The organism is Sphingomonas sp. IC-11 (genome assembly GCF_021043365.1).
Classification (GTDB): Bacteria; Pseudomonadota; Alphaproteobacteria; order Sphingomonadales; family Sphingomonadaceae; genus Sphingomonas.
This window is the reverse complement of record NZ_JAJNDU010000001.1, coordinates 372,440-385,870: the sequence shown is the minus strand read 5'-3', so window position 1 is coordinate 385,870 and position 13,431 is coordinate 372,440. Positions and strand designations below refer to the sequence as shown.

At 65.2% G+C, this 13,431-nt stretch carries 17 protein-coding genes; 7 read left to right on the top strand and 10 right to left on the bottom strand.

Annotated features, from left to right (window positions below; all coding sequences use genetic code 11):
• Window positions 1-494 precede the first annotated feature (494 nt).
• Window positions 495-956, bottom strand: coding sequence for a (deoxy)nucleoside triphosphate pyrophosphohydrolase (locus LQ954_RS01810; RefSeq protein WP_227771436.1), 462 nt, complete (start codon window positions 954-956; stop codon window positions 495-497).
• Window positions 957-996: 40 nt separating this feature from the next.
• Between LQ954_RS01810 and LQ954_RS01805 the strand changes: the two genes are divergently transcribed.
• Both LQ954_RS01805 and LQ954_RS01800 read left to right on the top strand, forming a co-directional pair.
• Window positions 997-1,200: a Flp family type IVb pilin gene (locus LQ954_RS01805; RefSeq protein ID WP_227771435.1), complete on the top strand. Its 204-nt coding sequence runs from the start codon at window positions 997-999 to the stop codon at window positions 1,198-1,200.
• Window positions 1,201-1,319: 119 nt separating this feature from the next.
• The gene (locus LQ954_RS01800; RefSeq protein ID WP_227771434.1) at window positions 1,320-1,493 is read left to right on the top strand and encodes a Flp family type IVb pilin; all 174 of its coding nucleotides are present in this window, start codon (window positions 1,320-1,322) and stop codon (window positions 1,491-1,493) included.
• 75 nt (window positions 1,494-1,568) lie between these two features.
• On the opposite strand, the gene LQ954_RS01795 is transcribed toward LQ954_RS01800, so the two are convergent.
• Genes LQ954_RS01795 through LQ954_RS01780 form a run of 4 tightly spaced genes read right to left on the bottom strand, consistent with a single transcriptional unit; the run spans window position 1,569 to window position 5,309 of the window.
• Complete coding sequence (locus tag LQ954_RS01795) at window positions 1,569-2,522, bottom strand: acetyl-CoA carboxylase carboxyltransferase subunit alpha (protein WP_227771433.1); 954 nt, start codon at window positions 2,520-2,522, stop codon at window positions 1,569-1,571.
• 9 nt (window positions 2,523-2,531) lie between these two features.
• Window positions 2,532-3,431 carry a tyrosine-type recombinase/integrase gene (locus LQ954_RS01790; protein ID WP_231021644.1) on the bottom strand — a complete coding sequence of 300 codons (900 nt, stop codon included), beginning with the start codon at window positions 3,429-3,431 and terminating at the stop codon, window positions 2,532-2,534.
• Window positions 3,432-3,433: 2 nt separating this feature from the next.
• Entirely contained in the window at window positions 3,434-5,191 is a 1,758-nt protein-coding gene (locus tag LQ954_RS01785; protein WP_231021642.1) for a hypothetical protein, read from the bottom strand.
• The gene (locus tag LQ954_RS01780; RefSeq protein ID WP_169716265.1) at window positions 5,172-5,309 is read right to left on the bottom strand and encodes a hypothetical protein; all 138 of its coding nucleotides are present in this window, start codon (window positions 5,307-5,309) and stop codon (window positions 5,172-5,174) included. Before LQ954_RS01780 ends, LQ954_RS01785 begins: the two co-directional genes overlap by 20 nt.
• Before the next feature lie 98 nt (window positions 5,310-5,407).
• On the opposite strand from LQ954_RS01780, the gene LQ954_RS01775 reads away from it, so the two are divergent.
• Genes LQ954_RS01775 through LQ954_RS01765 form a run of 3 tightly spaced genes read left to right on the top strand, consistent with a single transcriptional unit; the run spans window position 5,408 to window position 7,208 of the window.
• A complete protein-coding gene (locus LQ954_RS01775) occupies window positions 5,408-5,971 on the top strand; it encodes a shikimate kinase (protein ID WP_231021640.1) in 564 nt (187 codons plus the stop codon).
• A complete protein-coding gene (gene aroB / locus LQ954_RS01770; RefSeq protein WP_231021638.1) occupies window positions 5,968-7,068 on the top strand; it encodes a 3-dehydroquinate synthase in 1,101 nt (366 codons plus the stop codon). The genes LQ954_RS01775 and aroB overlap by 4 nt, the downstream gene beginning before the upstream one ends.
• Window positions 7,068-7,208 (top strand): DUF2256 domain-containing protein, encoded by a 141-nt coding sequence (locus LQ954_RS01765; protein WP_227771429.1) that lies wholly within the window; start codon window positions 7,068-7,070, stop codon window positions 7,206-7,208. The genes aroB and LQ954_RS01765 overlap by 1 nt, the downstream gene beginning before the upstream one ends.
• A gap of 20 nt (window positions 7,209-7,228) precedes the next feature.
• Here the strand turns inward: LQ954_RS01765 and LQ954_RS01760 are convergent, their stop codons facing one another.
• The 5 genes from LQ954_RS01760 to radA form a co-directional block, all read right to left on the bottom strand.
• Window positions 7,229-7,561: a DUF423 domain-containing protein gene (locus tag LQ954_RS01760; protein WP_227771428.1), complete on the bottom strand. Its 333-nt coding sequence runs from the start codon at window positions 7,559-7,561 to the stop codon at window positions 7,229-7,231.
• Entirely contained in the window at window positions 7,558-9,315 is a 1,758-nt protein-coding gene (locus LQ954_RS01755) for a cation:proton antiporter domain-containing protein (protein WP_227771427.1), read from the bottom strand. The genes LQ954_RS01760 and LQ954_RS01755 overlap by 4 nt, the downstream gene beginning before the upstream one ends.
• Entirely contained in the window at window positions 9,315-9,752 is a 438-nt protein-coding gene (locus LQ954_RS01750) for an iron-sulfur cluster assembly scaffold protein (RefSeq protein ID WP_231021636.1), read from the bottom strand. The genes LQ954_RS01755 and LQ954_RS01750 overlap by 1 nt, the downstream gene beginning before the upstream one ends.
• The gene (locus tag LQ954_RS01745; RefSeq protein WP_231021635.1) at window positions 9,749-10,303 is read right to left on the bottom strand and encodes a CvpA family protein; all 555 of its coding nucleotides are present in this window, start codon (window positions 10,301-10,303) and stop codon (window positions 9,749-9,751) included. Before LQ954_RS01745 ends, LQ954_RS01750 begins: the two co-directional genes overlap by 4 nt.
• Window positions 10,304-10,476: 173 nt before the next feature.
• Window positions 10,477-11,850, bottom strand: a complete 1,374-nt coding sequence (gene radA / locus LQ954_RS01740) for a DNA repair protein RadA (RefSeq protein WP_227771424.1) — start codon at window positions 11,848-11,850, stop codon at window positions 10,477-10,479.
• 370 nt (window positions 11,851-12,220) lie between these two features.
• Here radA and LQ954_RS01735 point away from each other — a divergent pair, with 370 nt between their 5' ends.
• Together LQ954_RS01735 and aat are read left to right on the top strand one after the other, a co-directional pair.
• On the top strand, window positions 12,221-12,601 hold the full coding sequence (locus tag LQ954_RS01735) for a hypothetical protein (RefSeq protein ID WP_227771423.1): 381 nt from the start codon (window positions 12,221-12,223) through the stop codon (window positions 12,599-12,601).
• A gap of 66 nt (window positions 12,602-12,667) precedes the next feature.
• Window positions 12,668-13,405 carry a leucyl/phenylalanyl-tRNA--protein transferase gene (aat, locus tag LQ954_RS16070; protein WP_269142113.1) on the top strand — a complete coding sequence of 246 codons (738 nt, stop codon included), beginning with the start codon at window positions 12,668-12,670 and terminating at the stop codon, window positions 13,403-13,405.
• Window positions 13,406-13,431 lie beyond the last annotated feature (26 nt).

Sequence of the window (13,431 nt, the reverse complement as noted above, 5' to 3'; positions counted from 1 at the left end):
CCAGCGAGTCAATGAAGCCACGCAAACGGCAGTCGTCCCAATCAAGCACCTGGTCGAGCGGCAACTTCTCTGCGTTCCTCCCTCGTCTGGTTGCCCCAGAGATCTGGGCCAATCGATGACTCCTCTATTCTGGCGATCTACAGCAGAATATGTAAAGCGACGCCTTCATCGCGCTATTCGCGCCGATTTGGGGGCATCTGTCGCGCGACGGCCGCAGATCGCTGGTAATTGATGTCCAGGCAGTGGCGTCGCAGTCAGACACGCCACAATGATGGAGGGCATCATGCGTGATATGGGTGGCGACTCCCAATGGCTTGTTCGCTCACACCATTGGTTGGTTCTGATTTTTCTACTTGGCGGCGCCGGAGCATGTATGATGTTCTAGTCGCCGCAGCGCTCGTTTACTTCGCGACCGAACGAAGATGACCCCGCGGGCGAGGCCGAAGTGCGGCGCTTCCTCATTCGAGCCGGGACAACCGCCAGGGCAGGTCAAATCAACAGCCGCCGCGAATCACCACCTGAGATGCGCCAGCGGCGCGCCCCTGGGCGAGCGCGTCGACCAACGGCAAATCAGCGGGCGGCATGTCCAGTTCGCGTAGCGCCTCGATCGCAACCCAGCGGGCACTCGCCGCGGCAATCGCGCAAGGCGTGCCGGTCCATTCGTGAACGCAATAGAGCAACAGCACGAGGTTACGATCATCTGACGAGACAGTAGCGAAGGACAGCGGTTGCAAGGCGCTCGTGGACACCGCGATGCCAAGCTCCTCGTGCAATTCACGCGCGAGGGCGGCTTCTGGTGCTTCCCCGGGTTCAACCTTGCCGCCGGGAAACTCCCACAGCCCACCATGCTGCTTGGCGATTGGGCGCTGCTGAACGAAGACCTTTCCGCCACGATCCACCAGCGCCGCTGCAACTACTAGAAACAGCGGCAATTTCGTCATTTCGCCAGTGGTCATGTCGACCTTTCGTTAAGCCTGTCGTGCGATCAAGCCTGACATGGACCGAGCCCCTGCCTTGATCAAACCCGTGCTTGCAACATGGCGAAGGCTATGGCGCAGCCGACGCGGGGCCACGGCAGTTGAATATGGATTAATTGCCGCGTTGATCGTGATTGCCACCATGGCGAGCTTCAGCGGCGTGGCAGACATTACCGTCACCATGTGGAACAACGTCAGTGAGCGAGTGGTTCATGCCCGCTGAAGCCACATGGGTCCGACTTTAAATGTTTTTCAACCCGCGTCTGTAATTGACGTGAATACCGGAGCGGGGATCACCTTAGCCGGTCGGGTGACTGAAGCTTTCAATATCGGAGATCGAACATGCAGAAGATGCGCGCATTTATCAAGGATTCCAAGGGCGCCACGGCTATCGAGTACGGCCTGATCGCCGCGCTGATCGCAGTGGCCGCCATCACGGCGATGGGCACGCTGGGCAACCAGCTCTCGACCACGTTCACCACGGTGTCGACCAAGATGAACACCACGACCCGTTGAGGTCAGCCGGGATCGGGCGTTGACCCGGTACTGCATTCAAAGGCGGCGAGCACCTGCTCGCCGCCTTTTGTTTTATCAGCTGAGCGCGCGCCCCATGGCGAGGAACTTCTCTCGCCGTTGACGCCGCAGCGTATCCGCATCCAGCGGAACGAGCTCGTTCAACGCGCCTTCGATCGCGTCGCCCAACGCGCCGATGGCAGCAGACGGGCTACGGTGCGCCCCACCCAGCGGCTCGGCCACGATGGTATCGATCACGCCAAGCGCCTTCAGATCCTGCGCCGTGACCTTCATGGCCTCCGCTGCCTCAGCAGCCTTCTCTGCCGTCCGCCACAGGATGGAGGCGCAACCCTCCGGCGAGATCACGGAATAAACGGCGTGTTCGAACATCAGCACGCGGTTGCCACTGGCCAGCGCGATCGCGCCTCCGGAACCGCCCTCACCCACCACGGCAGAAACCAGCGGGACGCCGGCCGCAAGACATGCCTCGGTCGACCGGGCAATCGCCTCCGCCTGGCCGCGTTCTTCCGCCTGCAGGCCCGGAAAGGCGCCTGACGTATCCACCAGGGTCACGATCGGCAGGCCGAAACGATCCGCAAGTGACATCAAGCGCACTGCCTTACGATACCCTTCCGGCTTACCCATGCCGAAATTGTGGCGCAGTCGGGTGGCGGTATCATCGCCCTTCTCGTGCCCCATGACGAGCACGCGCTTGCCGCGGAACGTGGCGAAGCCGCCAAGAATTGCCTGATCGTCCCCGAAGGCACGGTCACCGGCCAGCGGCACGAACTCATCGAAGAGGCCAGCGACATAGTGTTTGAAGTGCGGCCGTTCCGGATGCCGTGCGACCTGGGTCTTCTGCCAGGGAGTCAGCTTGGCGAAGGTATCGCGCAACATGCGGTCGGACTTCGCCTGAAGCTTGGCGACCTCGGCCGCGATGTCCACGCCGCCCTCTGCGCCAGTTTCACGTAGCTCGTCGATCCGCGCCTGGAGTTCTGCGATCGGCTTTTCGAAATCGAGAAATGTCGGCATCGTGCGCAGCTAGGCGCGCGGCTTGGCCGCGTCAACGAGCGGGTGGCGCTCATTGACGAGCGTGATCAGCCTCGCGCGGTCCACATGAGTGTAGATTTCGGTGGTCGCGATGTCGGCATGACCCAGCATCGCCTGCAGAGCACGCAGATCCGCACCGCCCTCCAGCAAGTGGGTCGCAAAAGCGTGACGAAGAACGTGAGGACTGATCTTGTCAGGCGGGATGCCCGCTTCTGCACCCATCGCACGGATGATCTGGAACAATCTCACGCGCGAAATGTGCGCTTTGCCCGACGGGAACAGGTGAAGTGAGTCGGCACCGACATGGTCGCGCCAGGCTGCCACCGCCGCCCGAGCCCGGTCGGAGATCGGCACCAGCCGCTCCTTCCCGCCCTTTCCCTTGAGGATCAGAAACGGGCGGTCAGGGTGAATGGCGTTACGCGGCAAGGACACCAGTTCCGTCGCGCGGAGACCCGAGCCATATAAGAGCTCCAGGAGCGCCGAATTGCGAACATCCGCCGGCAGCTTCGGATCGCGATCGAGCCGCGCCGCGGCCACGCCGAACAGTCGCGCCACATCATCATGACTGAGCGTCTTTGGCAGCGAACGCCTTGTTCCCGGCTTCGGCAGCGCCTGACCCGGATCGTCCGACCGGAGCCCTTCGTCGAAGAGAAAGGCGAAAAATCGCCTGAGCGCCGCTGACTTGCGCGCAACAGTCGCCCGCGCAAGGCCTGCCCATTCCTCGCCGAGCCGGGCGACCGCCGCACCGTCGGCGCAAGCGAGCTTGCCTTCAAGCTCCCGCGACGCCAGCAGGAGATCGCTGCGGTAAGCATTGACCGTGTTGCGCGCGGCGCCGGCCTGGGCCGACATCATCTCCAGGAAGCGCTCGATCAGGGCAGCATCGCCCGACATGGTCAAACGCGCGAGAGCGCCTCGGCAGCGATCATTCGCGCCTCGCCACCAAGCCCAACCGCGCGCAATGCTGCAACAATGCGATAGAGCGCGGCGGGCGGAAGAGTGCTCCACCTCTGCGTCTGCATACCGATGCCGGCCAGCAGCAGTACCGTCGCTGGCTGCCGTTCGCTGACGGCGCGATCAAGGGCGCGCGTCCAGCTGTTCGCTGCCCCGATAGGCACCTCAAGCGCCTCCGCACCGCTTTCGATCTCTTGCGCGGAAAGACGGCCCAGTCCCGCAAGCCCGGCGAAAAGAACCTTCCGCTTCAACGCAGCGTCGCCGCTGCCGGAGTAGGAAGCGACTGCGTTATACGACAACCGTGTCCGCGCGTCCGGATCAGAAAGTTCGAGCAAAGCCCAAGCGTCGCCGCCTTCTTCAACCTGGCCGCGCCAGCGTTGCGCGGTGCGATCCAGCCCGGCGGAAAGCATCGCTGCCACGATCCGATCAGCCTCAGTCTTTCCGTCGACCGGGCGAATCCGGGCTGCCGCCCGCGCTGTCAGAACCAATCGCGCATAGCGGGCCTGCGGTGTCTCACCCCCGTCCCAGAGTTGGGTCAGGGCGCGCAGCCGCGTTGCGACATCTGCGCCGACATAGGCGGAGCGAAGGTCCGAGGCGATCGCACCGAGCGCAGCGGGCGTATCTTCGCCCGCGTCCAGGGCGGCATAAAGATCGACCAGCGCCGCATTGGAGATCACCCCCATCGCCGCGGCGGTTTCCGCAGCGCGCGCCCGGTCGGCGATCGGAATTGCCGGTGCCAGCGCGCGCCATCCGGTGACCTGCGGCCCGACGGTCTGATACAGCTCGTCCGAGATCGGCACGCCAGTGGCGGTCGCGAGACCGAACCGCCAGGCAGTCAGCTGAACCACCGAGTCCCATTCGATCGTCACGGCCTGCCGGCTATTCAGCCCGGCGCCAATGACCTTCTGCGCGAGCGCCAGATCGATCCCGCTGGCCACCCGCTGGCGCCGAGCGGCGTCGATCAGCGGCTTCGCGCCACCTTCGGCATTGCCGAGTGCAGCGCACATCGCCCGTGCAAGGATCCAGCCGCGCTCGCTGTTCCCTGCGCCATCTGCAAGCGGGCACAGGCCGGCGGGATCGGCAGTCGCGAGCATCGCCTGCATGGCGACTTGGCGGTATTTCGGGGTAGCGTTGGCCGTGTCGACGCTCTGCAACACGCTCCGCGCAGCGACCGACTCGCCCATGCGCAGCAGCAGCCAGGCGCGCTCGGCGGCAAAGTCAGCGCCGTGCAGCCCGTCAGGGGTGTTGACGCGCGACAGCAGCGCGCGGCGCAGCGAAATGGACAGCCACCGCGAAGGCAGCGGCGCCGAAAGCCGCCGCATCAGGCCCTGCAGGAAACCGCCATCTGCCGCGCCGAAGGCGTTGGCCGGCAAGCCACCATCCGCCAGTCCGATCGGCCCGACGAGCGCAAGCGAGCGCCGCGCGAACACGGGCATTTCATACTGCGCCAGCTCTTCCTCGCTCGGTGGCGTAGGCGTCGGAGTGGGCGACGGTTCGACGTCGGGTAGCTCAAGCGGTGCGCTTGGCAGCGGCTGAACCACAGCGCCGTTGGGCTGAGCGACTGGTGGCGGCGCAACGGGTTCACCGAAGCCGGGCGGCAACAGTGATTCGGGTGCCTGGGAGTTCTGGGCGACCGCAGCAGCGGCCAGGGAAGCGGCGGCGGCGAGCGCCGCGATCAACCTAGCTCGCGAGGTTGCCAAGCTCGACCGCCTTTTCGACCTGTGTCGTGGGCTGCTCCGTCGCACTACCTGCGAGGAAGAACAACGCGCCGACCACGACGACCAACAGCACCACAAGCGTGACGATCAACCGGGACATGTTCCAACCCTGCACGGCGCGAGCGAACCCGCGCTTGTAAACCAAAATCGCCGAGCCTTGTGCCCCGGGCGCTGACGCGCTGTATAGCCGGCGGACCAATGTTGCAAAGCCCCACCCAACCGACCCGCAATCGCAAGAGCCGCTGGCAGCGCGAGCCGATTGTGCTCGTCGGCCTGATGGGCGTGGGCAAGTCCACCGTCGGAAAACGGCTGGCCCATCGGCTCGGCTTGCCGTTTGTCGATGCCGATAACGAGATCGAAGAAGCTGCCGGCATGTCTATCGCGGACATCTTTGCGCAGTTCGGCGAGCCCTATTTCCGGGACGGGGAACGGCGGGTGATCCAGCGGCTGATCGATGGCCGGCCGAAGGTCATCGCAACGGGCGGCGGCGCTTTCGTCAACGATGCGACCCGCGCCCTCATTCTGTCAGACGCGCTCGCGATCTGGCTCGACGCCGATATAGACGTGCTGGTGGAACGGGTTCGCCGCCGTGACACCCGCCCGCTGCTGCGGGGAAAGGATCCGGCCACCGTGCTCCGGGAGCTCGCGGCTGTTCGCAATCCGCTTTACGCGCAGGCGCATATTCGCGTGCCCAGCAACAATGCGCCGCATGAGGCAACGGTACGTGCCATTCTGGAAGCCATTGGTTACGGGGCCCCATGACGATTGTTCCAGTAGCGCTGGGTGCGCGCAGCTACGACGTAATGATTGAGGCTGGGCTGCTGGCGCGCGCCGGCGACGTCTTGGCGCCGCTCTCTCGCGGGCGGCCGATGCCGATCGTCGCGGACGCCAATGTCGCGCCTCATCTGCAAAGGCTGCGCTCCTCTTTGGATGCTGCAGGAATCCAGAGCGAGACGATCATCATCCCGGCGGGTGAAAAGTCGAAAAGCTGGGCCACTCTGGAAAGCCTGACCGACCGCCTGCTGGAACTTGGCGTCGAGCGCGGAGATCATGTGATTGCGCTGGGCGGCGGGGTGATCGGCGATCTCGTCGGCTTCGCCACGGCGATCCTCAAGCGCGGCTGCGGCTTCGTGCAGATACCGACTACCTTGCTGTCGCAGGTCGACTCGTCCGTCGGCGGCAAGACGGGCATCAATGCGCGCGCTGGCAAAAACCTGATCGGCGCATTTCACCAGCCGAAGGTAGTGCTGATCGACCCCCGTGTTCTCGACACCCTGCCCGTGCGTGAGCTGCGCGCGGGTTATGCGGAAGTCGTGAAATATGGGCTGATCGACGATGCCGACTTTTTCAGCTGGTGCGAGGAACATGGCGCGGCGCTCCTTGCTGGCGACGCAGAGGCGCGCACCTATGCCATTGCGCATTCCGTTCGTGCCAAGGCCCGGATCGTCGGCGAAGATGAATTCGAAACGACCGGTCGGCGCGCGCTCCTCAATCTCGGTCACACCTTTGGTCACGCACTGGAAGCGGAAGCAGGTTTTTCCGATCGGCTGCTTCATGGCGAGGCGGTCGCGGCGGGATGTGCGCTGGCGTTCGGCTTTTCCGCCGCGCATGGCCTGTGCCCGATGCAGGATGCGGTGCGGGTGGCGGCGCATTGGCAAGCAGTTGGCCTGCCCAATGGCCTGGCAGCCGCGGGGATCACGGCATCGGCAGAGCAGCTGGTGGAACACATGCGCCACGACAAGAAGGCTAGCGGCGGGCAGATCCCGTTTCTTCTCGCCCGTGGGATCGGCCAGACCTACCTCGACAAGCAGGTCTCGCTGGAGGACGTGCGCAGCTTCCTCGCCATCCAGCCGCGCTGATGCCCAACGGCGTCGCCAAACGCGACCTGCCAACCAAGACCTGCCCGGTCTGCCAACGGCCATTTACGTGGCGTAAGAAGTGGGCGCGGGTGTGGGAAGATGTGGTCTACTGCTCCGACGCCTGCCGCCGGAAACGCTAGGCTGAAGGGACGCCGTTTGCCTAGCCGCGTGCCGCCATCCAGGCGAGCCACAGCCAGCCAGCGATCAACAGCGTTCCGCCGATCGGCGTGATCGCGCCCAGCCAGCGCGGCGCACCCATCGCCATCAGGTACAACGTCCCCGCGAACACGGCGCTGCCGGCCAGGAACAGCCATGCGGGCCCGCGCGCATCGAGCCTGAGCGCGACCAGCACCGCCACTGCATGTATCAGCTGATATTGCCCGCCGGTGCGCAACCATTCCGCGGCCTGCCCGCTGGCGCCATGGGCACCGAAGGCGCCGGCGCCCACGGCCAGCGCGCCCGACAGCGCCGCCAACATCATCAGCCAGTTCATCGATCATTCCCCCAGGGCTGCTGCTCCGCCACCAGGGCGCGAGCGGCGCGGACATCGTTCGCTTCCAGCTGAATGCGCAAGCGTTCCTTGTCGCGGGCGCGGTACATGTCCTCGGCACGATCGATGTCGGCACGATCGATGCCGAGCCCTTCCATCGCCGCACGCGCCATCTTCACTGCGGATTCTAGAACCTCGCGCACCACCAGCCGGGCAGGCCCGTTCTTCAGCCGGATCAGCCCGCGTCGGTCGAACGCCCGCACGTAGATGGCCGCATTGGGGAATGCCTCATGAACGGATTCGACCACCTCGGCCGTCACCTGTTCACCATCGGCGCAGAACAGGATCATTTCGGCCTCTGCCGCGCCAGCCTGACGCAGCAGATCAAGGCGGGTGCCATCGCCATAATAAACCTTCGCCCCGAATTCTGCGGCGATGTCGATCATCTCGATATCGGTATCGATCAGCGTCACCGGAATGTTCTGGGCGAGCAGCATTTGCCCGACCGTCTGGCCGAAACGACCATAGCCGACGATCACCGCATTGGCCCCGTCAGCGACCGGGCCGTCCCGCTCGCCCTTCACGATTGGCTCCTCGCGGAACCGCCGGGTGAGCGACATCAAGAAAGGCGTGGTCGCCATCGACAGGGTGATGATCGCTCCGAACAGCGAGGCCGCATCGGGCGCGATCAGATATGCGTTGGTCGCCTGCGCAAACAGCACGAACCCGAACTCGCCGCCCTGACTGAGCAACACACCGAGCGCGAGCGCGGAACGCCACGTCATCCGGAACGCAAGGCCGATGAGGAAGATCACCAGGGTCTTCGTGCCGATCAGCGCCAGCGCCATGGAAAGGACGAACAGCGGGCGCTCCGCGATCGCTTCCAGGTTCAGCATCATGCCGATCGTGAGAAAGAACAGGCCGAGCAGGATCGAGCGAAAGGGATCGACATCCGCCTCAAGCTCGTGCCGATACGGGCTGTCGGCCAGCATCACGCCTGCGACAAACGCGCCTAATGCGGTCGATAGGCCAAGCGCCTCCATCAGCGCCGCGCTCGCGATCACGGTGAAAAGCGCGGCAAAGACGAACATTTCCCGCTCACCCATGTTGCCGATGCCCCGGAACAAGGGCCGCAGGATGAAGCGCCCGGCTGCGATCAGCCCGGCAACCGCCGCGAAGGTATAGAGTACTAGAATCCATCCCGGCGGACCGGCGGCATCAGCCGGATTGCGGCTCATCGCGGCGATGATGGTGATAAGGGGAATGATCGACAGATCCTGGAACAACAGGATCGAAAAGGCGCGCTCACCGAACGGCGTCCGCAGCCGGCCGGAGGATTGCAGCATCGGCAACACCTGCGCCGTGGAGGACAGCGCGAGTGGCAATCCAAGCGCAAGCGCGGCTGGAACCGAGAAGTGCGCGAAGATCGCGATGATGGCGGTGATCGCGACGCCACATGCCGCGACCTGAAGCAGACCAAGCCCGAAAATGTCCTGCTTCAGCCGCCAGAGCCGGGTGGGATTGAGTTCCAGCCCGACCACGAACAGCAGCAAGGTAATGCCGAGTTCCGCAACGCCAAGCTTCGATTCGGCGTCACCGACCAGTCCCAGCACTTGCGGGCCGACGACGGCGCCGGCGACGAGAAATCCGAGCGTTGCACCCAGGCCAAGACGCCGGAAGAGCAGCACGAAAGCGAGCCCTGCGCCAAGCAGGATCACTCCATCGCGCAGCAGCGATCCCGTGGCGGCGTGCTCCATCAGTCCCCCTTTGTCGGATCTTGCGCCCGCTCGGCGGCTTCAGCGGCAGCCTCAAACGCCAATCGGATCGACGCGTGCCGCGCATGATAGCCAAGCGCCGGTGTCAGCACGTCGAGCCCCGGCCAATCAGGCAGTTCCCCCTCGCGCGCCAACCAGGCCGTGAGCGCGTCGCGAGCCGCCGCCAGTTCCGCAGGCGTGCGACCGATAACATTGGCAGCAAGCAACGACGAGGATGCCTGCCCAAGGGCGCAGGCGCGAACCAGCATGCCCGCCTCACTCACCCGGCCATCCGGTCCGAGGTTGACGTCGACGGTGACCCGGCTGCCGCAGATCGGCGAACGCCGCTCGCTCGTACCTTGCGGGTCGATGAGCCGCTCATCAATGGGATTGTCCGTGGCGAGCTTCAGGATAGCGTCATTGTAGAGCGTGTCGTTCATCCTGACTGCCCTCCATTGATGGGTGGGGCACCGTGACCGAACACTGGCTGTCCCCGGCGTCGGCGGTCGACGAAATCGGCGATGGCATTGCTGGTGACGTTGAGCAGCGGATAGGTACGCGCTTCCTTGATCCACGCCGGGCGCCGTGTCGGGCCACCACCGATCGTATCCAGCACCAGGACGATGAGGAGGAACGCCAAGCTGGCGATGATCAACCCCTTCAACGCACCGAAGCCGAACCCGAGCGCCCGATCCACCGGCCCCAGGACGGATTTGCGCACCCGTTCGCCGAGTGCACGGGCCACCATCCGCCCCAGGAAATAGGTCACGCCGCACAACAGCACGAACGCCAGCACCGCGGCACCGGAAGCGGTTCCGATCGGTGCCGCCAGCGCTTTCGACAGCGGCAGGTGAAAGAGCTTTACCGCGAAGATCATCGCCACCCAGGCGAAGAGCGCCAGCACCTCCGTCACAAAGCCGCGCTTCAGGCCGAGAAGCGCACTGCCCGCGACGACGGTCAGCACCGCGATATCAAGTCCGTTGAGGTTCATTGTTGCCGATCTAGGCGATGATGGTGACGATGAGAACAGGGCCGCAACCAACGTCGCGCAAAGCGCCGCTTGGCCGAACGGTATTCCTGGCGAACATCCACGCCGCCACAAAGCAGGTCCTCATGACAGGCTAGCGACGCGGCACGTGACGTCAGCGCCCATCCGGCAACAGATCAGCCGCGCCCGAGGAGGTGATCCACCAAGCGCCCGAGCGTGGGGAAGCCGGCCAGCCGCAATGCGCCCTTCTCGCCGGTCATCGCCGCCGGCACCAGCGCCTGGCCAAAGCCCAGCTTCGCCGCCTCCTTCAGCCGCAAGGCGCCATGAGCAACGCTTCGCACCTCGCCCGACAGCGCGATCTCGCCAAAAGCAATGGCGTCGGTCGGCACCGGGCGTTCGGAGAGCGCCGAGACCAGCGCCGCCGCCACCGCCAGATCCGCGGCAGGATCCTGAACCCGGTAGCCACCAGCGACATTGAGATAGACCTCGGCCGACGAAAAGCTAAGCCCGCAGCGGGCCTCCAGTACCGCCAGGATCATGGCGAGCCGACCACTGTCCCAGCCGACCACCGCCCGCCGGGGGGTGGCGCCGCTGGCGAGGCGAACCACCAGCGCTTGGATCTCGACCAGGACCGGCCGAGTGCCTTCCAGTGCCGGGAACACGACGGTTCCCGTTACGCTCTCATCACGCTGGGTCAGGAACAGCGACGAGGGGTTGGCAACCTCCGCCAGCCCTTCGGCCTGCATGGCGAAGACGCCGATCTCGTCGGTGCCGCCGAAGCGGTTCTTGATCGCACGCAGGATGCGATATTGGTGGCTGCGCTCGCCCTCGAAGCTGAGCACCGTATCGACCATATGCTCGAGCACGCGCGGGCCGGCGATCGTGCCGTCCTTGGTGACGTGCCCGACCAGCACCAGCGCGGTTCCCCGCTCCTTGGCGAAGCGGATCAACTCCTGCGCCGATGCGCGCACCTGGCTCACCGTACCGGGCGCGCCCTCGATCAGGTCCGAGTGCATGGTCTGGATCGAGTCAATGACCAGCAGCGCGGGCGGCTTGCCAGCGCCAAGCGTGGTCAGAATGTCGCGGACCGAGGTTGCGGAGGCGAGCCGTACCGGTGCCTCGCCCAATCCCAGCCGCCGGGCACGCAGGCGGACCTGATCGGCCGCCTCCTCGCCCGAGATATAGGCGACGTCCGCTCCGCCCAGCGCCATGCGCGCCGCGGCCTGCAGGAGCAGCGTGGACTTGCCGATGCCAGGATCGCCGCCGATCAGCGTGGCGCTTGCCTCCACGAAGCCGCCGCCGAGTGCGCGGTCGAGTTCGGCGATGCCGCTGGGCATGCGCGCGGGCAGCGGCACCTCTGCGTCCAGCGCCATCATCGCCACGGCGCGGCCGCCGCCCTGCAAATTGTGCTTGGCCTGAAACGGCGTGACGATAGTCGGCGCTTCCTCCACCAGCGTGTTCCATTCGGAACAGTCCACGCACTGCCCCTGCCATCGTGAGGCAACGGAGCCACAGGACTGGCAGACATATCGTTTCTGCGGCTTCGCCATCTTCGATCCCTAATGCGCGCGCGGCGACCCGGCCGCGGCAGGTCAGCGCATCCATCGCACCCGCACAGCCCCGCACCTCTTCGCCTACTGCAAGAACAACTGGGGAACAATCCCGCCCTCTGCCAGGGGGTGCGTGACAGAATAAGGTAGTGGCTCAGCTCTGTGCCGAGGCGTGCGCACCCGTCCGGCCCATCAAGGCGATGATCAGCGAGTCGCGGTCCGCACGGGATCGGCCGGAGGCTTTCGCTCGCTTCGCAGCGCTTCGACGACGTTCTTGCCTGTTTCAGGGCAGCGATACTGCAATAAAATAACGTCTTGGGACTCCCCTGCCTTGACGCTCCATGTTGCATCGGCGAAGTCGCGAGCCGCTATGAAGAGCCCCTTCCCCTTTGCCGCCGCGGCGCTCCTCGCGCTCGCTGCTTGTAATTCCAATTCGGAGCCCGAGGTTCTCGACTCCAATCCGGATCCCATGGCTGCGGAACTCGCGAACGCCGGTACTGTCGAACTGCCGCCTGCCATCAAGGCGGACAAGACGATGCGCTGCGGCGACAACAGCCTCGTCTATGTCACCTTCTTCGAAGGCGACAAGCAGGCGGTTGTCCGCACCGAGAAGGGCGGCACGCCGACGACGCTCACTGCGGCGAATGCTGGCGAGCCGCTGACCGCGGAGGGCGGCTGGAAGCTGACCGGCGATACCGCGAACGTGAAGATCGAGCAGCCCGGCAAGGGCACGCTTTCCTGCCACGAATAACTTTGTTCATTTTCGCCGTCGCGCCTTGGCAGGTGCGGCGGCAGCTACCTATCATGCGCGCCAGCCATGACGCGCTACCCTTCCCACGACGTGCTTGACCCAGCCTCCGTGCTGGGCGCCTATGCCGTCGGCGTATTTCCGATGGCGGACGCACGCGATGCGCCCGGCGTATATTGGGTGGAGCCGCGGCGACGGGCGATCCTGCCGCTGGACGGTTTTCATCTCTCGCGCTCGCTGCGCAAAACGCTTCGCTCCGAACGATTCCGGCTGACGGCGGATACGGCGTTCGACTCCATCATCGCGCTGTGCGCCGAAGCAGCAACCGATCGGCCCGAGACGTGGATCAACCCGTCCATCGAGCAGGTCTTCCTGGAGTTGCATGCCGCCGGCTTCGCACATTCCATCGAATGTTGGGAAGGCAACCAGTTGGTCGGCGGGCTGTATGGCCTCGCAATCGGACGGGCATTCTTCGGCGAAAGCATGGTGAGCCGGACGCGCGACGCGTCCAAGGCGGCGCTCGCGGCGCTGGTCGCCCGGCTGCGGTATGGCGGTTACACGCTGCTCGACTGCCAATTCATGACCGATCACCTCGCCTCGCTTGGCGCCATCGAGATCGACCGGGAGGATTACATGGTGTTGCTGGGCGATGCGCTGGCGGAGGTGCTTGGCCCTTCCGCCGGTGGCGCGGCGTCCTGGCTGCCGGCGGCCGCGGATTTCCGCGCCGTTGAGGGGGAGGCCAGGACGTCGGTGTCCGGGCCCTTATCCGGGAAGGACATCGTGCAGCTCTTGGGCCACACGTCGTAGATCGGGTGCTGCACGACGTTGAGCGC